This window comes from Mycolicibacterium sp. XJ879 (genome assembly GCF_053483935.1).
Genome location: NZ_JBEFTH010000002.1, coordinates 437,227 through 458,750 on the forward strand (window position 1 = coordinate 437,227; position 21,524 = coordinate 458,750).

11 protein-coding genes are annotated in these 21,524 nt (G+C 67.5%); 8 read left to right on the forward strand and 3 right to left on the reverse strand.

Annotation, left to right across the window (positions count from 1 at the left end; genetic code table 11):
- Positions 1-17: 17 nt before the first annotated feature.
- From ABQF13_RS05845 to ABQF13_RS05880, 8 genes are all read left to right on the forward strand, one after another.
- Entirely contained in the window at positions 18-992 is a 975-nt protein-coding gene (locus tag ABQF13_RS05845; protein ID WP_448391773.1) for an alpha/beta hydrolase, read from the forward strand.
- Positions 993-1,120: 128 nt separating this feature from the next.
- Positions 1,121-2,182, forward strand: a complete 1,062-nt coding sequence (locus tag ABQF13_RS05850; RefSeq protein ID WP_448391774.1) for an esterase family protein — start codon at positions 1,121-1,123, stop codon at positions 2,180-2,182.
- Between the two features lie 140 nt (positions 2,183-2,322).
- Positions 2,323-3,207: an alpha/beta hydrolase-fold protein gene (locus ABQF13_RS05855; RefSeq protein ID WP_448391775.1), complete on the forward strand. Its 885-nt coding sequence runs from the start codon at positions 2,323-2,325 to the stop codon at positions 3,205-3,207.
- Between the two features lie 55 nt (positions 3,208-3,262).
- Positions 3,263-3,730 (forward strand): DUF732 domain-containing protein, encoded by a 468-nt coding sequence (locus ABQF13_RS05860; protein WP_448391776.1) that lies wholly within the window; start codon positions 3,263-3,265, stop codon positions 3,728-3,730.
- A gap of 18 nt (positions 3,731-3,748) precedes the next feature.
- Positions 3,749-4,756: a carboxylesterase Culp6 gene (gene culp6, locus ABQF13_RS05865; protein WP_448391777.1), complete on the forward strand. Its 1,008-nt coding sequence runs from the start codon at positions 3,749-3,751 to the stop codon at positions 4,754-4,756.
- 209 nt (positions 4,757-4,965) lie between these two features.
- A complete protein-coding gene (gene fadD32 / locus ABQF13_RS05870) occupies positions 4,966-6,855 on the forward strand; it encodes a long-chain-fatty-acid--AMP ligase FadD32 (protein ID WP_448391778.1) in 1,890 nt (629 codons plus the stop codon).
- 18 nt (positions 6,856-6,873) lie between these two features.
- Entirely contained in the window at positions 6,874-12,303 is a 5,430-nt protein-coding gene (pks13, locus tag ABQF13_RS05875) for a polyketide synthase Pks13 (protein WP_448391779.1), read from the forward strand.
- Positions 12,300-13,874 (forward strand): acyl-CoA carboxylase subunit beta, encoded by a 1,575-nt coding sequence (locus ABQF13_RS05880; protein ID WP_448391780.1) that lies wholly within the window; start codon positions 12,300-12,302, stop codon positions 13,872-13,874. The genes pks13 and ABQF13_RS05880 overlap by 4 nt, the downstream gene beginning before the upstream one ends.
- 89 nt (positions 13,875-13,963) lie before the next feature.
- Here ABQF13_RS05880 and ABQF13_RS05885 read toward each other — a convergent pair whose 3' ends face one another.
- The 3 genes from ABQF13_RS05885 to ABQF13_RS05895 all read right to left on the reverse strand — a co-directional run bounded on the left by ABQF13_RS05885 (position 13,964) and on the right by ABQF13_RS05895 (position 21,500).
- Complete coding sequence (locus tag ABQF13_RS05885; RefSeq protein ID WP_448391781.1) at positions 13,964-14,872, reverse strand: MBL fold metallo-hydrolase; 909 nt, start codon at positions 14,870-14,872, stop codon at positions 13,964-13,966.
- A 101-nt stretch (positions 14,873-14,973) separates the two neighbouring features.
- On the reverse strand, positions 14,974-18,198 hold the full coding sequence (locus ABQF13_RS05890) for an arabinosyltransferase domain-containing protein (protein ID WP_448391782.1): 3,225 nt from the start codon (positions 18,196-18,198) through the stop codon (positions 14,974-14,976).
- A 20-nt stretch (positions 18,199-18,218) separates the two neighbouring features.
- Entirely contained in the window at positions 18,219-21,500 is a 3,282-nt protein-coding gene (locus ABQF13_RS05895) for an arabinosyltransferase domain-containing protein (protein WP_448391783.1), read from the reverse strand.
- Positions 21,501-21,524 lie beyond the last annotated feature (24 nt).

Sequence of the window (21,524 nt, forward strand, 5' to 3'; positions counted from 1 at the left end):
GCCGGACACACGAACGGATGGTAGGACCTGTGCGAACCTGGCTTCGCCGCGCGCTGGCGACCACGGCGGCCGTCGTCGCGCTGCCCGCTCTCACGGTGGCGGCGGGCCCGGCGCCCCGTGCCGACGCGTTCTCGCGGGAAGGGCTGCCCGTCGAATACCTCGACGTGTACTCGACGTCGATGGGGCGCAACGTACGGGTCCAGTTTCAGCCCGGAGGCCCGCACGCGGTGTACCTGCTGGACGGCCTGCGAGCCCGCGATGACTACAACGGCTGGGATATCGAAACCCCAGCGTTCGAGTGGTTTCACGAGTCCGGAATCGCCGCGGTGCTGCCCGTGGGCGGCCAGTCCAGCTTCTACAGCGACTGGTACTCCCCGTCAAGCTTCAACAATCAGCCCTACACCTATAAATGGGAGACGTTTCTGACCGGTGAGCTGCCGCAGTGGCTGGCCGCCAACAAGCAGATCTCGACCACCGGCAACGGCGTGGTCGGGTTGTCCATGTCGGGCAGCGCGGCGCTAATCCTCGCCGCCTACCACCCGGCTCAATTCCGTTACGCCGCATCGTTGTCCGGCTTCCTCAACCCGTCGGCGCCGTTCATGCAACCGGCCATCCGGGTGGCGATGCTCGATGCGGGCGGCTACAACGTCGACAACATGTGGGGCGCGCCGTGGGATTCGGCGTGGCGGCGTAACGACCCGACCGTGCAGGTCGGCATGCTGGTCGCCAACGACACCAGGCTGTGGATCTACTGCGCGCCAGGCGGCATCACCCCGCTGGACGCGAACGTCGACCCCAACCAGGTGTTCACCGCCCACAGCCTGGAATCCATGGCGTTGAAGAGCAACAAAGACTTCGAAAAGGCCTATCGGGCCGCCGGGGGCACCAACGCGACTTTTGTGTTCCCGCCGGCCGGGAATCACGCCTGGCCGTACTGGGGTGAGCAGCTGCAAACGCTCAAACCAGACCTGATCGCGACCCTCAACGGTTAAGGAGTGACCAGGCACGATACCTGCGAAATAGAAGGATCACAGCAAGTTGTGGTTGACTGCACGAGCAACGCGGCACGGTCTGGGGGCAGCATCCGCGTGCGGCATACGACAGATGGGATAGATCAAGCATGAAGTTTGTTGGCAAGATCCGGCGTGCGGCGAGAACGCTGCCGCGCCGGCTCACGGTTGCGGCCCTCGCAGCAGCCGTGCTGCCCGGGTTCGTCAGCCTCGCTGGAGGCTCGGCGACCGCGGAGGCCTTCTCTCGTCCGGGTCTGCCGGTCGAGTACCTGATGGTGCCATCCGCGGGGATGGGACGCGACATCAAGGTGCAGTTCCAAAACGGCGGCCCCGACGCACCAGGGGTCTATCTTCTGGACGGGCTTCGCGCCCGCGACGACTTCAACGGCTGGGACATCGAGACCGCCGCCTTCGAGTGGTATCTGGACTCCGGCCTCGCGGTGATCATGCCCGTCGGCGGCCAGTCCAGCTTCTACAGCGACTGGTACAGCCCGGCCTGCGGCGACAACGGCTGCTCGACCTACAAGTGGGAGACGTTCCTCACCCAGGAACTGCCTGCCTACCTGGCCGCCAACAAGGGCGTGAACCCCAATCGCAACGCGGCGGTGGGCCTGTCGATGGCGGGCTCGGCCGCGCTGACGCTGGCGATCTACTACCCGCAGCAGTTCCAGTACGCCGGATCCCTCTCGGGCTTCTTGAACCTGTCCGAGGGCTGGTGGCCGATGCTGGTCAACATGTCGATGGGCGATGCCGGCGGCTATGACGCCAACGACATGTGGGGCCGCACCGAAGACCCCAACAACGCGTGGGAGCGCAACGACCCGATGGTCAACATCGACCGGCTGGTCGCCAACAACACCCGGATCTGGGTGTTCTGCGGCAACGGCAAGCCTGCCGAGATCAACGGCCGGTTGGCCGGTGACAACTTCAACGCGGAGTTCCTGGAGAAGTTCACCTTGCGGACCAACGAGACGTTCCAGGAGGAGTACCTCGCTGCCGGCGGTAAGAACGGTGTGTTCAACTTCCCGCAATCCGGTACCCACAGCTGGGAGTACTGGGGTCAGCAGCTGCAGCAGATGAAACCGGATATCCAGCGCGTGCTGGGTGCCACCCCGCAGCCGACCACTCCGATCGCCACGGAGGCCTCGGTGACGTCGGAGGACGGCAGCTAACCGGCTGATCCGCGACACGTAGTTGACGGCGGCGATCCTCTGCGGGTCGCCGCCGTCAGCCATTTCGGGCGGTTCCCGGGTGCTGGTGTGATTGACTACCTCGCGCGGGGACATCAGACGAACGTGAGGTGGCGTAGTTGATGCGTGGTTTGATCCGAGGACTCCTGACGCTGGCGCTGACGCTGGGCCTGTGGTCGGCAGGCACGTCCATGGCGCCCGACGCCAAGGCCGTCGAGATGTTGATGGTGCCGTCACCGGCGATGGGCCGCGACATCCCGGTCTCGTTCTTGGCAGGCGGCCCGCACGCCGTCGTGCTGCTCGATGCCTTCAACGCCGCGCCCGACGTCAGCAACTGGGTGACGGCAGGCAACGCGATGAACACCCTCGCGGGTCAGGGCATCTCGGTGGTGGCCCCGGCAGGCGGCGCGTGGAGCATGTACACCAACTGGGAGCTGGACGGCAGCAAGCAGTGGGAGACGTTCCTGGCCGATGAGCTGCCGAACTGGCTGGCCGCCAACAAGGGCCTCGCACCCGGCGGCCACGGCATCGTCGGCGCCGCGCAGGGCGGCTACGGCGCGATGGCGATGGCGACGTTTCACCCGGACCGCTACCGTTTCGCCGGTTCGCTGTCGGGCTTTTTGACCCCGGAGCGCACCGGGGTCGACGGCGCGATCACAGCGGGCCTGGCGCAGTACGGCGGTGTGGAAACCCGCAACATGTGGGGTTTGCCACAGTTGGGCCGGTGGAAGTGGCATTCGCCCAACGTGCACGTGCAGTTGCTCGCCGACAACAACACCCGGCTATGGGTGTTCAGCCCACCCGCCGGTGGATGCACCGATCCGGCCGCGATGATCGGCTACTGCGATATCGCCCAGGGCACCAACCGCGAGTTCTACCAGCACTATCGCGGTGTCGGCGGTAAAAACGGGCACTTCGACTTCCCGACCTCCGGCAATCACGACTGGGGCAACTGGAGTGCTCAGCTGGCCGCGATGAAGGGCGAATTGGTCACCACGATCAAGTAACTCAAGCGTTGCCGCGCTGGGCGGTTCGCACAGACTCAGCCGGTACCTTAGAGGCGTGCAAGCGGGACTCAGAAGGGCGGCGGTGACGCTGCCGTCGCTACTGGTGGCCTCCGCGACCCTGTTGCTGAGCGGATGCGCGGGCGACGAGGAGATCGCGATCAAAGAACCCACCGCCGAGACCGAGGCGGTGCACGGCCACGGCGGCGCCACGCCGCCGGGCCCACCCGCCTCGGGCGGTGAATCCAACGCGCTCGTCGTCACCGACCGCCAGCGGAGCTACCTCGACGCGCTTGCTGCGGCGGGCGTGACGCCGTCGAGTGACCTGATGGCGTTGAACATCGGCTCCTACGTATGTCAGGCGCGCGCGGCCAAGCACGGCGAGGAGGCGGTGTGGGACATCGTCCATCCGCTGGTGCGCAGCGACGCCGACGACGACCAGCTTTCTGCCAACCCACCGTCGGCGGCGGATGTCGACGCAGCGACTGCCGACTACATTCGCATCGCGACCCAACGACTCTGCTAACGGAAGATCCGAGCATCCATGGCCAAGACCAATCGGCGGAAACGCCATCGCATCCTCGCGCTCACCGCAGCTGGGGCGGTAGCGCTGGTGGTGGTGTTGGTCGCGACCCTGGTGTGGGTGTGGCAGCGCACACCCGACACGCGTCCAGGTGCCGTGCCGCCCACCACGGCGCCTCCCGGCGTCGTGGTGCCGCCCAGGAAGCCGCGCCCGGAGTTCCAGGACGCCAGCTGCCCGGATGTGCAGCTGATCTCGGTGCCCGGCACGTGGGAATCGTCACCGCAGATGGATCCGCACAACCCCGCGCAGTTCCCCATCGCGTTGCTGCTCAACGCCACCAACCCGATCCGTGCGGAGTTCGGTCAGGACCGCCTCGAGGTGTACACCGTTCCGTACACGGCGCAGTTCAGCAACCCGTTCTCATCAGACAACCAGATGTCCTACAACGACAGCCGCGCCGAGGGCTACCACAACACGGTCAAGGCCATGACCGACATGAACGAACGCTGCCCGCTGACCAGCTACGTGCTGATCGGATTCTCGCAGGGTGCGGTGATCGCCGGTGACATCGCCAGCGATATCGGCAACGGCCGCGGACCGGTCGACGAGGACCTTGTGCTCGGGGTGACACTGATCGCCGACGGCCGCCGCCAGACCGGCGTCGGCAAGGACGTCGGCCCCACCCCGCCGGGCGTCGGCGCCGAGATCACGCTCGACGAGATCCCGCTGTTGGATGAGTTCGGCCTGGATATGACCGGGCCGCGGCCGGGCGGCTTCGGACTGCTCAACGACCGCACCTACGAGATCTGTGCGCGCGGCGATCTGATCTGTTCGGCGCCCGAATCGGCGTTCAACATCACCCAACTGCCCAAGACGCTGGAAGTGCTCAGCGGAGGGGCCGGCCAACCGATCCACGCCATGTACGCCACGCCCGAGTTCTGGAATGTCAACGGGGCTTCGGCCACCGCCTGGACCCTCAATTGGGCACGGGAACTGATCGATAACGCTCCGCGCCCGAAACATGGCTGACCTGTGACCGAAGGGATTTGGCGAGTGACCTGCGGTCACCTAACATTAAGAAATAGCTAAGACCAGCGGGCGTCGGCGCGCCCGAACAACGCAGCTCAGAGCGCCCCACCTGGTGCGGGTCTTACACCGGCTACGATCTGGGGGTTTGGGGTTGCGCAGGATGCGTGATCACCGGCGCTGACGCGAGTGGTTCTTGACAGGAGTATGAGATGGCCTTCCACAATCCGTTCATCAAAGACGGACTGATCAAGTTCCCGGACAACGGCAGCTTGGTCAAGCACGTCGAACGGTGGGCGAAGGTGCGTGGGGACAAGGTCGCCTACCGGTTCCTGGACTTCTCCACCGAGCGCGACGGCGTCGCACGCGATCTGCACTGGGCGGACTTCGGCATCCGAAACCGCGCGGTGGGCGCGCGCCTGCAGCAGGTCACCGAACCCGGCGACCGGGTCGCGATCCTGTGCCCGCAGAACCTCGAGTACCTGGTCGCGTTCTTCGGCACGCTCTACTCCGGGCGCATCGCGGTTCCGCTGTTCGATCCGGGCGAGCCAGGCCACGTCGGACGCCTGCACGCCGTGCTCGACGACTGCCACCCCTCGGCCATCCTGACCACGACCGAGGCCGCCGAAGGGGTGCGTAAGTTCTTCCGCAGCCGGCCGGCCAAGGAACGTCCCCGTGTCATCGCCGTCGACGCGGTGCCCGACGAAGTCGGTGCCACCTGGGAGCCGGTCGACGTCCAACACGACACCATCGCCTACCTGCAGTACACCTCCGGTTCGACGCGCATCCCGACCGGGGTGCAGATCACCCACCTGAACCTGGCCACCAACGTGGTGCAGGTGATTGAGGCGCTCGACGGTCAGGAAGGCGACCGGGGCGTGTCCTGGTTGCCGTTCTTCCATGACATGGGCCTGATCACCGTGCTGCTGTCGCCGATGATCGGCCACTACATCACGTTCATGACGCCCGCGGCGTTCGTGCGCAGGCCCGGTCGGTGGATCCGTGAGCTGGCCCGTAAGGAAGACGACACCGGGGGCACCATCTCGGTGGCGCCGAACTTCGCGTTCGACCACGCTGCGGCGCGCGGCGTGCCCAAAGACGGTGAGCCGCCGCTGGACCTGTCCAACGTCAAGTGCATCCTCAACGGCAGCGAGCCGATCTCGGCGGCCACCGTGCGCCGGTTCAACGAGGCTTTCGGCCCCTTCGGATTTCAGCCGCAGGCCATCAAACCGTCCTACGGGCTGGCCGAGGCGACGCTGTTCGTGTCGACCACACCGATGGACGCCGAACCGTCGATCGTCTACGTCGACCGCGACGAGCTGAACAACCACCGCTTCGTGGAGGTTCCCGAGGACTCGCCGAAGGCGGTGGCGCAGGCCGGCGCGGGCAAGATCGGGCTGGCCGAGTGGGCCGTCATCGTCGACAACGACACCGCGACCGAACTGCCCGACGGGCAGATCGGCGAGGTCTGGATCAGCGGCCAGAACATGGGCACCGGGTACTGGGGTAAGCCCGAGGAGACGTTGGCCACCTTCCAGAACATCCTGAAGTCGCGCACCAACCCGTCGCACGCCGAGGGCGCCTCCGACGACGCGACCTGGGTGCGCACCGGTGACCTGGGTGCCTACCACGACGGCGAGCTCTACATCACCGGGCGCACCAAGGATCTGGTGATCATCGACGGCCGCAACCACTACCCGCAGGACCTCGAGTACTCGGCGCAGGAAGCGACCAAGGCGCTGCGCACCGGATTCGTCGCGGCGTTCTCGGTTCCGGCCAACCAGTTGCCGGCCGAGGTTTTCGCGGACTCACACGCCGGGCTCAAACGCGATCCCAGCGACACCTCCGAACAGCTTGTGATCGTCGGTGAGCGGGCGCCGGGAGCGCACAAGCTCGACATGGGCCCGATCGCCGACGACATCCGCGCTGCGATCGCCGTGCGCCACGGTGTCACGGTGCGCGACGTGCTGCTGACCGCGGCGGGCGCGATTCCGCGCACGTCCAGCGGCAAGATCGGCCGACGCGCCTGCCGCGCCGCCTATCTGGACGGTAGCCTGCGCAGCGGCAAGATCGCCAACGCCTTCCCCGACGAAACCGACTGACGGTGATACTTCGCTGAAATGGCTGATACACAAGACGATTCCCAGCACGCGGACTCCGCCGCGGCACCCGAGATCCAGCTGGCGACCGAAAATTCGGAGACCGCGCCCCGGTCCGATGTCGCCGCTGACGCGGCTCCGAGAACCGACATGACGGTCGCCGAGATGCGCGCCTGGCTGCGCAACTGGATCGCCAACGCCACCGGACAGTCCGCCGACCAGATCAACGACTCCACCGCGATGGTGGAGTTGGGCCTGTCCTCGCGCGACGCGGTCGCGATGGCCAGCGACATCGAGGACCTCACCGGCGTCACGCTGACCGCCACGGTCGCGTTCCGGCATCCGACCATCGAGTCGTTGGCGACCGTGATCATCGAGGGCGAACCGGAACTCGAAGACGCCGACGTCGCCGGGGCCGAGGACTGGACCCGCGATGTCGACGAAGACACCGCCAACATCGCCATCGTGGGCATCGCCACCCGCTTTCCCGGCGATATGAACACCGCGGAGCAGACGTGGCAGGCGCTGCTGGAAGGGCGCGACGCGATCACCGATCTGCCCGAGGGCCGCTGGGAGGAGTTCCTCGGCGAACCGCGCATCGCCGAACGGGTCGCCAAGGCGCGCACCCGCGGCGGATACCTGTCCGATATCAAGGGTTTTGACTCCGAGTTCTTCGCGCTGTCGAAGATGGAGGCCGACAACATCGATCCGCAGCAGCGGATGGCGCTCGAATTGACCTGGGAGGCATTGGAACACGCCCGCATCCCGGCGTCGAGCCTGCGCGGGGAGAGCGTCGGCGTCTACATCGGCAGCTCGCTGAACGACTACAGCTTCCTGGCGATGTCTGATCCGTCGATCGCGCACCCGTACGCGATCACCGGCACGGCCAGTTCGATCATCGCCAACCGGGTGTCCTACTTCTACGACTTCCGCGGCCCGTCGGTCGCCATCGACACGGCGTGCTCGAGCTCGCTGGTGGCCGCCCACCAGGGTGTGCAGGCGCTGCGGTCCGGTGAGGCCGACGTCGCGATCGTCGGCGGGGTCAACGCGCTGATCACGCCGCTGGTCACCGTCGGCTTCGACGAGGTCGGCGGCGTGCTGGCGCCGGACGGGCGGATCAAGTCCTTCTCCGCCGACGCCGACGGCTACGCCCGCTCCGAGGGCGGCGGCATGCTGGTGCTCAAACGTCTCGGCGATGCGCGCCGCGACGGGGACGACATCATCGCCGTCATCGCCGGCAGCGCGGTCAACCACGACGGCCGGTCCAACGGGCTGCTCGCGCCCAACCCCGACGCGCAGGCCGAGGTGTTGCGCAAGGCGTACAAGGACGCCGGAATCGACCCGCGCGTCGTCGACTACGTCGAGGCGCACGGCACCGGCACCATCCTGGGCGACCCGATCGAGGCCGACGCGCTGGGACGTGTCGTCGGCAGGGGACGCGCAGCTGATAAGCCGGCGCTGCTGGGCGCAGTGAAATCCAATGTGGGCCACCTGGAATCGGCGGCGGGCGCGGCCAGCCTCGCGAAGATGGCGATGGCGCTGCGTAACGACAAGATCCCCCCGTCGATCAACTACGCCGGGCCTAACCCGTACATCGACTTCGACGGCGTGCACCTGAAGGTGGCCGACACCGTCACCGACTGGCCGCGCTACAGCGGGCACGCCATCACCGGCGTGTCCGGGTTCGGTTTCGGCGGCGCCAACGCGCATCTGGTGCTGCGCGAGGTGTTGCCGTCCGATCTGGTCGAGCCCGAACCGAAGCCGGAGCCCGAACCCGAGAAGCCGGCGGCGTCGGAGGCCGAGGCGGTCTACGTGGGCGGCGTGCGGATGGACGAGTACGGCGAGTTCATCTCTGACGACGATGACGACGGTTTGGATCGCCCGGCGCACGTGGCCGAGGACGAACCGGAACTGCCGGGGCTGACCGAAGAGGCGCTGCGGCTGCTGGCGGTGGCTCGCGAGGAGCTGGAGTCCGGTGAACAGCCGACACCGGTTGTACCGCTTGCGGTTTCGGGATTTTTGACGTCGCGCAAGAAGGCCACCGCTGCTGAGCTGGCCGACTGGATCGACAGCCCGGAAGGTCGCGCGTCGTCGCTGGAGTCGATCGGGCGGGCGCTGTCGCGTCGCAACCACGGCCGCTCGCGCGCCGTGGTGCTGGCCCACGACCACGATGAAGCCATCAAGGGGCTGCGGGCCGTCGCCGAGGGCAAGCAGAACCCGAACGTGTACAGCGCCGACGGCCCGGTCACCAACGGGCCGGTGTGGGTGCTGGCGGGATTCGGTGCGCAGCACCGCAAGATGGCCAAGAGCCTGTACCTGCGTAACGACGTCTTCGCCGAGTGGATCAACAAGGTCGACGCGCATGTGCAGGACGAGCGCGGCTATTCGATCGTCGAGCTGATCCTCGACGACGCGCAGGACTACGGCATCGAGACCACGCAGATCACCATCTTCGGGATCCAGATCGCACTCGGTGAGCTGCTGCGCCACCATGGCGCGAAACCCGCTGCGGTGGTGGGTCAGTCGCTAGGTGAGGCGGCCGCGGCCTACTTCGCGGGCGGTTTGTCGCTGGAGGACGCCACCCGCACCATCTGCTCACGCTCGCATCTGATGGGCGAGGGCGAGGCGATGCTGTTCGGCGAGTGGATCCGGTTGATGGCCTTGGTCGAGTATTCGCCCGAGGAGATCGAGACGGTGTTCGCCGACTTCAACGACCTCGAGGTGTGCGTTTACGCCGCGCCCACCCAGACCGTCATCGGCGGACCGCCCGAACAGGTGGACGCGATCATCGCCCGCGCCGAGTCCGAGGGTAAGTTCGCCCGCAAGTTCCAGACCAAGGGCGCCAGCCACACCTCGCAGATGGACCCGCTGCTCGGTGAACTGGCCGCCGAACTGATCGGGATCGAAGCCCATCCGATCAAGATCGGATACTTCTCGACCGTGCACGAGGGCAACTACATCCGCCCCGGCGAGACGATCCACGACGTGGACTACTGGAAGAAGGGGCTGCGGCACAGCGTCTACTTCACCCACGGCGTGCGCAACGCCGTCGACAACGGCCACACCACGTTCCTCGAGCTGGCCCCGAACCCGGTGGCGCTCATGCAGGTTGGCCTCACCACGGCCGCTGCAGGCCTGCACGACGCACAGCTGATCGCGACGTTGGCGCGCAAGCAGGACGAAGTCGACTCAATGATCTCGGCGATGGCGCAGCTGTACGTGCATGGGCACGACCTGGACTTCCGGACCCTGTTTCCCCGGCGGTCCACCGGGGTCGAGTACGCCAACATCCCGCCGACCCGGTTCCGCCGCAAGCCGCACTGGCTGGAGGCGCGGTTCACCGGTGACAGCTCGATGATGATGCCCGGCAACCATGTCGCCATGCCCGACGGGCGCCATGTCTGGGAGTTTGCACCCAAGGGTGAACCGGATTTGGCGGCGCTGGTGAAAGCCGCTGCCGCACAGGTGCTCCCGGATGCCAAGCTGGTCGCATCCGAGCAGCGCGCGGTGCCCGGCGAAGGCGCGCGGCTGGTTACCACGCTGACCCGTCATCCCGGCGGCGCGGCCGTGCAGGTGCACTCACGCATCGACGAGTCGTTCACGCTGGTATACGACGCGGTGGTGAGCCGCGATGGTGCGGCAGGCGCGTTGCCGATCGCGGTGGCCACGGGTTCGACGGTGGCCGAACAGGTTTCAGCTGCTCCTGCCGATGGTCCCGAGGAAGACTCTGCGGAGATCTTGCAGGACAATTTGACTGCGGGCGCGGGGCTGGCCGCGGGCTTCGCCAAGTGGTCACCGGACTCCGGGGAGACCATTCATGACCGGCTGGGCGCGATCGTCGGCGGCGCAATGGGTTACGAGCCCGAGGACCTGCCGTGGGAGGTTCCGCTGATCGAGCTCGGCCTGGACTCCCTGATGGCGGTGCGGATCAAGAACCGCGTCGAATACGACTTCGACCTGCCGCCGATCCAGCTGACCGCGGTGCGTGACGCCAACCTGTACGCGGTCGAGAAGCTGATCGAGTACGCGATCGAGCACCGCGACGAGGTCGACCAGCTCGCCGAACACCAGAAGACCAAGACCCCCGAGGAGATCGCGGCCGAGCAGGCCGAGCTGATGGGTGGCGCGTCCACCGTCGCCGAACTCGAGCAGGTGCTGGCCGAGCGAACCGGTGAATCCCCGCTCACCAGCGCGGGCACGGCCACGGAGTCCGACATCCCCGCGCCGCCGACCGATCCGAGCGGTCCGCCGATTCCGCCGCCGCCGACGGATCCCAGCGGACCCCAGGCTGACGGGCCGTCGAAGTCGACGGTGGCCGCCGCGTCCAAAGTGCTGACCCAGGAAGCGGTCACCGAGGCGTTGGGCTCCGACGTGCCGCCGCGCGATGCCGCCGAGCGCGTCACGTTCGCGACCTGGGCCATCATCACCGGAAAGTCGCCGGGCGGCATCTTCAACGATCTGCCCACGATCGACGACGCCACCGCGGCCAAGATCGCCGAGCGGCTGACCGAACGGGTCGACGAGGGCACCGTCACCGTCGACGACGTGCGCGCCGCCAAGACCATCGAGGAACTGGCCACGACGGTCCGCGAGTACCTCGAAGGCGGCAAGATCGACGGCTTCGTGCGGACGCTGCGCGCACCGCAGGAAGGGTCGGACCGCATCCCGGTGTACGTGTTCCATGCCGCGGGCGGATCGACGGTGGTCTACGAGCCGCTGCTGAAACGCCTGCCGACGGACACCCCGATGTACGGCATCGAGCGGGTGGAGGGCTCGATCGAGGAGCGCGCCCGCGAATATGTGCCGAAGCTGTTGGAGCTCAACGGCGACAAACCGTTCATCCTCGCCGGCTGGTCGCTGGGCGGGGTGCTCGCCTATGCGTGCGCGATCGGACTCAAGCAGGCCGGCGCCAACGTCGGCTTCGTCGGGCTGATCGACGCGGTGCGCCCGGGCGAGGAGATCCCGCAGACGCAGGAAGAGACCCGGGCCCGCTGGGACCGCTACGCCCGCTTCGCCGAGCGCACGTTCAACGTCGAAGTTCCCGAGATCCCGTACGAGGAGCTCGAAAAGCTCGACGACGAGGGCCAGGTGCAGTTCGTGCTCGACGTGGTGAGCCAGAGCGGCGTGCAGATCCCGGGCGGCATCATCGAGCACCAGCGCACGTCGTACCTGGACCAGCGGGCGATCGACACCGCCGAGATCAAGCCCTATGACGGCAAGGTCACCCTGTACATGGCCGACCGCTACCACGATGACGCGATCTATTTCGAGCCGCGCTACGCGACGCGCAAACCCGACGGCGGGTGGGGCGAGTTCGTCTCCGACCTGGAGGTCGTGCCCATCGGGGGTGAACACATCCAGGCGATCGACGAGCCGTACATTGCGAAGGTCGGCGCCCATATGAGCGAAGCGATCAGCCGTATCGAGTCTGAGGAGAAGCAGGCGAAGTGACCACGGAATCTCTCCCGCCCACCCGCTCCAAGACCACCGCTGAACTGTTGGCCGAGCTGCGCGAAAAGCTGGAGCAGGCCAAGGAGCCCGGCGGTGAGAAGGCAGTCGCCAAGCGCGCGAAGAAGGGCATTCCCAGCGCCCGCGACCGCATCCATGCGCTGCTGGACCCGGGCAGCTTCCTTGAGATCGGCGCCTTGGCGAAGACTCCCGGTGATCCCGACGCGCTGTTCGGCGACGGTGTGGTGACCGGACACGGCCGGATCAACGGCAGGCCGGTCGGGGTGTTCAGCCACGACCAGACGGTCTTTCAGGGCTCGGTCGGGGAGATGTTCGGCCGCAAAGTCGCCAAGCTGATGGAGTGGGTGGCGATGGTCGGCTGTCCGATCATCGGCATCAACGACTCCGCAGGGGCCCGGATCCAGGACGCGGTGACCTCGCTGGCGTGGTACGCCGAGCTGGGTCGCCGCCACGAGCTGCTGCGGGGCCTGGTGCCCGAGGTGTCCATCATCCTCGGTAAATGCGCTGGGGGAGCGGTGTATTCACCGATCCAGACCGACCTCGTGGTGGCGGTGCGCGATCAGGGCTACATGTTCGTCACCGGGCCGGACGTGATCAAGGACGTCACCGGGGAGGACGTATCGCTCGACGAACTCGGTGGTGCCGACGCGCAGGCCCGCTACGGCAACATCCACCAAGTCGTCGAGGACGAGGCCGCGGCGTTCCAATACGTCCGCGACTACCTGAGCTTCCTGCCCGCCAACACCTTTGACGACGCACCGATCGTCAACCCGGGTCTGGAACCCGAGATCACTCCGCACGATTACGAACTCGACTCGATCGTGCCGGACAGCGACAACATGGCCTACGACATGCACGAGATCCTGTTGCGGATCTTCGACGACGGCGACGTGTTCGATGTCGCAGAGCAGCAGGGCCCGGCGATCATCACCGCGTTCGCCCGTGTCGACGGGCGTCCGGTCGGGGTGATCGCCAACCAGCCGATGTATCTGTCCGGCTCGATCGACAACGAAGCTTCCGACAAGGCGGCCCGCTTCATCCGGTTCTGCGACTCCTACAACCTGCCACTGGTTTTCGTGGTGGACACCCCCGGCTTCATGCCCGGTGTCGAGCAGGAGAAGGGCGGTATCATCAAGCGCGGCGGACGTTTCCTCAACGCCGTCGTCGAGGCCGATGTGCCGAAGGTGACGATCACGATCCGCAAGTCCTACGGTGGCGCGTACGCGGTGATGGGCTCCAAGCAGCTCTCCGCCGACCTGAACTTCGCGTGGCCGACGGCCCGGATCGCGGTGATCGGCGCCGAGGGTGCCGCGCAGCTGTTGGTGAAGCGGTTCCCGGACCCCACCGCACCGGAGGTGCAGAAGATCCGGGCCGAGTTCATCGAGGGCTACAACCTGAACATGGCCACCCCGTGGATCGCGGCCGAGCGCGGTTACATCGACGGGGTGATCCAGCCGCACGAGACCCGGCTGCTTCTGCGCAGGTCGCTGAACCTGTTGCGCGACAAGCAGATCAACCGCGTGCAGCGCAAGCACGGCCTGACCCCGATTTAACCTCTCACCTTGTTGCTGCGAGCGTGCGTGTCAGAGGGCGACACGCCGAGCTTTCGCGGGAGTTTGCGCACGCTCGTCACAGCGGCGTCTCAGATCGGTGAAAACTCGAGCCAGTCGTCGACCATGAACGCGTCCCCGCGCGCAACGACCGTCACACCGCCGTGCCCCGGATAGTGCGCGGGAACGACCGCCGCGCGACGCCGGGACGCTTCGGTGAGGATCCGTCGGCGCGTCATGGCCGCCGCCTCGAAATCCTCGTCCCACGCACAGGGATCACCGGGCCGGGCGAGTTGGATAGGGCAGTGGGTCAGGTCCCCGACGAACACCGCGGGGTTGCCAGCGTCCAGCCACACCACCGACGACCCCGGGGTGTGTCCCGGCGCGGGGCGCAACCACACCGACTCGCTGATCTGGTGGTCCTCGGACCACAGCTCGATCTGATCCTCGACGGGAGAAACGCTGTCCGCGAACACTATTCGGACATGATCCTGAGCCGACTGCTCGTCTTCGGTGTGCGGCGTCGACGTCTGCACCGGCCCGTCGGGCGCGAAGTGCCGATAGTCGGCCGCCGGCATCAGGTAACGGGCATTGGGGAAGGTCGGCACCCAGGTCTGGCCGTCGCGCATGGTGTTCCAGCCGACGTGGTCGAAGTGCAGATGGGTGTTGACGACCACGTCGATGTCGGCGGGATCGAACCCCGCGGCCGAAAGCGTCCGTAGGAAGTCGGTTTGAAGATTGTCCAGCACGGCCATCCGCGGCCGGGACTTGCCGTTGCCCGCGCCGGTGTCGATGAGCACGGTGAGCCCGTCGACCTCGATCACCCACACCTGCATGGCGATACGCCACCCGGTGTCGGTCCAGAACGCCGGCGAGAACTCATCGGCGTGCTCTTGCCACGCCTCGGCGGGGGTGTGCGGGAACACCGCCGTGGGAAGGTGGTCAACCTGCCACTCGATGACCCGGGTGAGCGCCGCGCCGCCGAGCCGTAGTCGATCCACGGCCCCAGGCTAGATCACGACGAGCGTGCGCAAACTCCGGCGAAATACCGGCGTGTCGCCCTCGGACACGCGCGCTCGCGCGAGAAAAGGGGGGCGCGCACCTACGGTTTGATCCGGATGCGGCCGGGGGAGTACAGCCCGCTGTGGGTGGTGGTGCCGAACTCGAGTTCGGCCGGCTGCGCTCCCTGCGCGTCGGGGGTGAGCTCGTACTTGCGCAGTGAACCCCAGTCGCGGCCCCAGTCCTGCGACAGGTAGGTGGCCATCACATGCGCGCGCAGCAGCAGATCGGTGATGCCCAGCAGCCCACCGCTGAGACCGTCCTGCCAGGTGTCGGTGTCTTTACGTTTGGCGTTGTAGTCCGGCGTGATTCGGAACTTGGGAATCTCGGTGACCCCGTTGGCGTGCAGCATCGGCTGCTGGCACGGGAACGCCAGGCCCACCGCCCAGTCCATCAGCACCGGCTGCTCGGATCCGACGTACTCCTGAACCGACCGCAGCTCAGGTACCCGCGGCGGGGTGACCGCCACCCAGTCGCCGCGCGTCAACGAATCGTCATCGGCCACAACGCGTACCGCGACCGCGTCGGCCGGAATTTCGGAGCGGGGGAACCGCAGATTGCGCCATGACGGGATGGGCCCGAGGTCGTAGGGCACCATTCGGCCCGCGGGCACGGGCGTTCCGTCCGGGCCGGGCAGGGCGTACTCGAGTTCGACGGTCTGGCCCTCGGTGCGGGCGTTGAACACGCTGTCTCCGGTGATGGTGCCCGCGGCGGTGACGACGACCAACGGGTGCGCGTCGTCGGGCGGTGGCAGCTCGTACCACGCCGACGTCAACAGGCTTTCCTGTTGCGGCCCGGTGCTGTAACTACCGGCCAGCGGTACCCGCGCCGGGTCGAGCTGGTACGGCAGCGGCACCGTCGACCCGTTGATGCCCGGGGTGTCGAGTTCGGTGGGCCGGTCCCAGTCGTAGTCCGTACCGGGCATCGGCAGGTTCATCCGGATCGCTTCGGCGACAATCTTTTCCGGCACCCCGTCGGGCGTGAAGCCGACCGGGTCGACACCGCCCAGCGGTCCCAGCGCGCCGTAATCACCCGGCAGCGGGGTCAAAAAGCCCTCGTTGGGATCGGGTTCGACCAGCACGTCGTCGGCCAGCCCGCAGCCACCGGCGAAGGCGCGCAGGTTCGCCCACGCGTTGGAGTAGGTGGGGTACTGGCGGATCGCGCCCACCAGCATCGAACCGACGAACACCACCACCATGAACCCGGCGGTGACGGGGATGGGCGCGGCGGTCAGCGCCCGCACGATCCGGCCTTCTCCGCGATCACGAGACCCGAAGTGCAGCCACAAGGCGTAGAGCGCGGTGATCGCGAACAGCACGAAGAAGATGGCGCTGATGGTGACACCGCCGATCTCCGGCATGTCGTTGTTGAACGGCACCCCGAAACTCGACACGTACCACCAGCCGTTGGTGGTGGCGAAACACAACGCCAGCAGGAAGAACACCGCGGCCAGGAACGCCATCCGGTTACGTGACCAGCGCAGCACCGCCGGCGACACCAGCACTGTCGCCAGCGCCGCCATCGCGGCGCCGACCGCCGCGAACAGCCCGAAGTGGTGCACCCACTTGGTCGGGGTGAACATCAGGAAGAAAATGGTGCCGAAGATGACACCCATCAACCGCCACGCCGGACCCCGCGCCACACCGGGAATCCGCTTGCGCCGCATCATGATGAACATCGACGCGAACAGGCACAGCGCGGTGATCAGGAACCCGAACCGCCGCGACAGCGATCCGTCCACCGTCGGCAGGATCAGGTAGTAGTAGCGCAGGTTCTCGGTGTACCACTCCTGGTTCGGCCCGACGTCCGTGCGGATTCTGGTCGCCTCGAGCACGGTCGCGAACGTCTGGTCGAAGAAGACGAAAGCCAGGATGACGGTGCCCGCCGCCAACATCGGCGCCACCAGCGGCCAGGTGCCGACAAAGCGGCGTCGCCGCACCAGGATTCGCAGGATCGGTCGGCCGCCGGCGAGCAGCGCGGCGACCGCGATCAGCCCGGTCGGCTGGATGCCGAGCGTGAACGCCGCGGTCAGCGTCGCCAACGCGGCCGGTGTCAGCCGACCCGAGACGATGGCCCGCTCGATCAGCACGTAGGTGATCAGCGCGCCGGTGGCGATCTGGCCCTCCGGGCGCAGGCCGTTGTTGAACGGCATCCACGCTGCCAGCAGTACCAGGCCGGCCGCCCACAGCGCGGGCTTGCTGGCCGCGACCGCGGGGCCCAGCCGGGGCAGCACTTCACGAGACAGCAGGAGCCAGCAGATGATTCCGCACACCAGATCCGGCAACCGGATCCAGATGCTGGCGTCGCTGACGCTGGTCATCATCGCCAGCAGGTTGTAGTACCAGCCGAACGGATCTTCGGGGCTGCCGAACCACCGGAAGTAGTTCGACATGTATCCGGCGTGCCCGGCGACGCGGGCCATGCCGAGGATGTAGCCGTCGTCCGACGAGTTGGCGCCGATGACATGCCACAGCGCAAACCCGCCGATGACGGTGGCGTCGGTGGCGGTGAACGTGCGCCACCGCTGCGGGATCAGCCGGTGCATGCGTCGCCCGTCGATGCGGTCCAGCCGCCACAGCGCCAGCAGCGCGAGCACGGTGCTGAGAATCGCCAGCACCATCGAGGTCAGCTTCAAAGGTGTCGGCTTCGACGAGAACCGGGTGTCGATGGTGGCCGACACCGAAAGGCCGGGCGGTGCGGGGCCGGTCAACTCGGTGAAGATGCCGACGATCTGGGGGCGCAGGTTCGGGTCGGCGAACCCGCTGCGCAGTTCGGAGCCGTCGGTGTCGGTCAGCCCGACGAACGTCGCGTACGTGCCCTCTTCCGATGACGTGATCTCGATGCTGGAACATCCTGGCGACGTTCCGCCGCCAACCACCTGTGCGCGCGGCACGCTGGCCACCACCACGTTGCGGTCGGTGATGTCGACCCGCTCGGCGGACACGTCGACGAACAGCGACTGCAGGGCGGCCTGCTTACCGTCGCTGGGTGCGGTGCCGAACACCATGCCCCCCGACGGTGGCAGCGAGCGGACCACATCGCATGGCACCGTCGCGGTCATCGACACCGGGGTCAACGAGATCAGCGGTGCGGTCACGTCATTGACCTGGCTCTGGCCGTCTTGACGTTGCGGCCATTCTAAGGTGGCCGTCGTCTGCACCACCGGCAACAGCGGCGTCGCGACCGACAGCACGAAGCCCAGCAGACCGGCGACGATCGCCACCCAGCGCGCGATCCGCACGTCACGGCTCGCGGTGGACTCGGTCATGATCGCGTTCCTGGCACCCGTCATGGCAGCGCCCTGATCGGTCCGTTGCGCGTCCACCCGAAGACGCGTCGGGTGCCCTCTTCCACGGCGGCCGTCGGTGCCTGCGAGGCGGGCACCACCCGGTCGTAGCGTTCGATCGAACCCCAGTCGCGGTACCAGTCACCGCGCAGATACGTCGGAATCGCCGAGGTGCGCAGCAGCGCCTGGATGTACAGGAACGGTCCGCCGTCCTGGGCGGACTGCCACATGTTCGACGAGGACACCACCTGCTTGAAGTTGGGCAGGATGCGGTACTCCGGTAGTTCGGCGATGCCCAGGTGCTGGGAGGCCGGGCGCTGGCACGGGAAGTTCGCGGCCGTGGCGATGTCCATCAACACCGGGGTCTGCGATCCGAGGAAGTCCTGGGCGGTCTCGAGCACCGGTACCCGCGGCGGCGTGAACGCGAACCACTGATCGGTCGACAGGTTCGGATCATCGGCGACGATGCGTGCCACGTTCGCCTCCGGCGGCGCCCATGACAGCGGGAATCTCAGGTTACGCCATGCCTTTTGGGGGAAGATGTCGATGGGCTGCACTTCACCGAGCGCCTGGTAGCTGCCGTCGGGATGGTGTACACCCCACTGCAGTTTGAGCGACTGTCCGTAGTTGAACGAGCCGTCCTCCTCGTAGTACCAGATGGCACCCGCGGCGGCGACCGTCACCAGCGGCCGGTCCGGGGTGCGGGGCGGCAACTGATACCACGCCGAGGTGACTTCGGCCGCGACGTCATTCTCGTCGTAGCTGCCCATCACCGGGGTGCGGGCCGGGTCCAGCCCGAACGGCAGAAACACCCGAGAGCCGTTGACGCCTTCGGGTCCGTAACCGCCGCCGGTGCCCGCGGCGTAGCCGACACCGACGTTGGGCTCGTTGGGCGAGCCGTCGGAGTTGACCAGCCCGGGGTTCGCGGTGACCGGCTCCGCCGGCTCCAGGGTGTCGCTGACCCCGTTGGGGTGGAATCCGACGGGATCCTCGCCGCCGAGCGGGCCGTATTCACCGAAGGGCTGACCCGGAACCGGTTGCAGCAGACCCTCGTTGGTGTTCCGCTCGACCAGCACATCGTCGGCCATCGCGCAGCTTGGTTCCGATGTCCCCCCGGCGAACCCAGTGAGCGCCGCCAGGTTCGCCTTGGCGGTGGTGTAGACCGGGTAGCGCTGCACGGCTCCCTTTGCCATCGAACCGACCTCGAGCACCACCATGATGACCGCCACCACCAGCAGCGGCGTGGAGGCCAACACCCGGTTGCGGCGGGTGTCGGCCACTTGGGTGTGCCCGGCGTAGTCGATGCGGTAATGCAGCCACGCGGCGAGCAGGCCGGTCGCGATCGCCAGCACCAAGAAGATCGTCATCACCGGGACACCGGCCAGCACCGGCTGTTTGTCGAACCACGGCACCCCGTAGTTGCCGACGTAGAACCAGCCGTTGATACCCGATGTGGCCCAGGCCAATACGAACAGCAGCGCGGTGACGTACAGCGCCAGGTTGCGTCGACTGTGCAGGCCGACTCGCGCGAACGCGAATGCGGTCACCGCGCCGAGCGCACCTGCCAGGCCCGCCAACGCCCCGAACTGCACCGCCCATTTCGTCGGCGTGAACGTCAGCAGCAGCAGCCCGACCGCCGTCGCGCCGATCAACCGCCACACCGGGCCCCGGGCCATCCCCGGCACGCTGCTGCGCCGCAGCAGCACCGCGAGCATGCCGAACAGGCACAGCAGCATCACCAGCACGGCGAAGCGACGGGTCAGCGACGAGTCGACGCTGTCCTCCACGGTGAGGAAGTAGTAGCGCAGGAAGTCCTGATACCACGCGATGGTGGGGCCGACCTTGTACTTGATGCGGGCGGACTCGGCGACCGTGGCCAGCGTCTGATCGCGGAAGACGACCACGAAGATCAGAGCCGCCGACGCCGCCAGCGCGGCCAGGGGGGGCCACATGCCGGCGACCGGGCGCCGCACCCGGATGGTGCGCACGATGGCGCGGGCGCCGACCAGCAGCGGTGCGAGCGCGATGAGGCCCTGCGGCGCCAAGGTCACCGAGAACACCGCCACGACGACGGCCGCCGCCGCGGGCCACAGCCGCCGGGTGCCGATCGCGTTCTCCACGAGCATCCAGGCGGTGATCGTCCCGAACGCGATCAGCGGTTCGGGGCGCAACCCGTTGTTGAACGGCAGCCACGCGGCCAGAAACACCGCGCCGGCCGTCCAAACCGCGACCCGATTGCCGGCCAGGCCCGCCGCGCCGGGACCCAGCCGGGCCAGCACACAGCGGCTGATCAGCAGCCAGGTGCCCACCGCCGCCAGGGTCGCCGGCAGCCGCATCCACACCCCGGCGGTGCTGACCTGGGCCAGTTGTGCCAGAACGGACTGGTACCAGTCGAACGGCGCCTCGGTCGCGCCGAAGTAGCGGAAGTAGTTCGCGGTGTAGCCCGCCTCGTCGGACACCCGGGCGATCGTGAGGTTGTAGCCGTCGTCGGAGGAGATCGCCCCGATCAGATGCCACAGCAGCAGCGTGCCGACCACGCCGATGTCGGCCAGCCAGTGCCACGCCCCGACGCGCCAGAACCGCCGCCAGCCGCGCGGCACCCGTCGTCCCGACGTGCGGTCCAGCACCGCCAGCGCCACGATCGCCGCGAGCACACAGATCACCCCGAGCACCATCACGGCCAGCTTGAGCGGCGTGGGTGAGCTGATGAACCGGGTGTCGACGTCGATACGCGCCGACAATCCGTTCTGCGCCGGCACCTGCAGCTCCGTGAAGACCCCGGCGACCTGCGGTTTCTTATCCGGGGCCAGGGTGCCTGCCGCGCCGGGGATGCCGAGGAAGTCGGCGCCGACCTCGCCGGGGTTGGCCCAGATGTGCAGCGTGCTGCACGCCCCCGACTCCACCGCGGGCCGGGGTGCGACCGCGGCGACGGAGTCGCGCACCGCAACCACGACGATGTCGGCGGTGGCCCGTACGAACAGCCCATTGCGGCTGGCGTCGATGCCGGCAGGCGGGATCGTGGAGACGACCAGCCCGCCGTCGTCGGGCAGGGTCGCCACGGCCTGACAGGGGATGGAGACGTCGAGGGCGAGCGGCGCACCCGACACCAGTGGGGCGGTGATGTCCGTGACGAACCCGTCGTCGTTGGCGGCCTGCGGCCACAGGATCGTGGCGGTGCTCTGGGTGACCGGAAGCAGCGGCGCCAGCGCGCACAGCAACACTCCCGCAAGGCCCGCGACGGCCGCGATCAGTCGCGCGATGCGATGAGACGGGTCGTCGGGCACGAGGGTCGATGGTAGGCGACGAAA

Coding starts and splice junctions, on each gene's coding strand:
- ABQF13_RS05845 (WP_448391773.1), top strand. CDS start 18: ATGGTAGGACCTGTGCGAACCTGGCTTCGCCGCGCGCTGGCGACCACG.
- ABQF13_RS05850 (WP_448391774.1), top strand. CDS start 1,121: ATGAAGTTTGTTGGCAAGATCCGGCGTGCGGCGAGAACGCTGCCGCGC.
- ABQF13_RS05855 (WP_448391775.1), top strand. CDS start 2,323: ATGCGTGGTTTGATCCGAGGACTCCTGACGCTGGCGCTGACGCTGGGC.
- culp6 (WP_448391777.1), top strand. CDS start 3,749: ATGGCCAAGACCAATCGGCGGAAACGCCATCGCATCCTCGCGCTCACC.
- fadD32 (WP_448391778.1), top strand. CDS start 4,966: ATGGCCTTCCACAATCCGTTCATCAAAGACGGACTGATCAAGTTCCCG.
- pks13 (WP_448391779.1), top strand. CDS start 6,874: ATGGCTGATACACAAGACGATTCCCAGCACGCGGACTCCGCCGCGGCA.
- ABQF13_RS05890 (WP_448391782.1), bottom strand. CDS start 18,198: ATGACCGAGTCCACCGCGAGCCGTGACGTGCGGATCGCGCGCTGGGTG.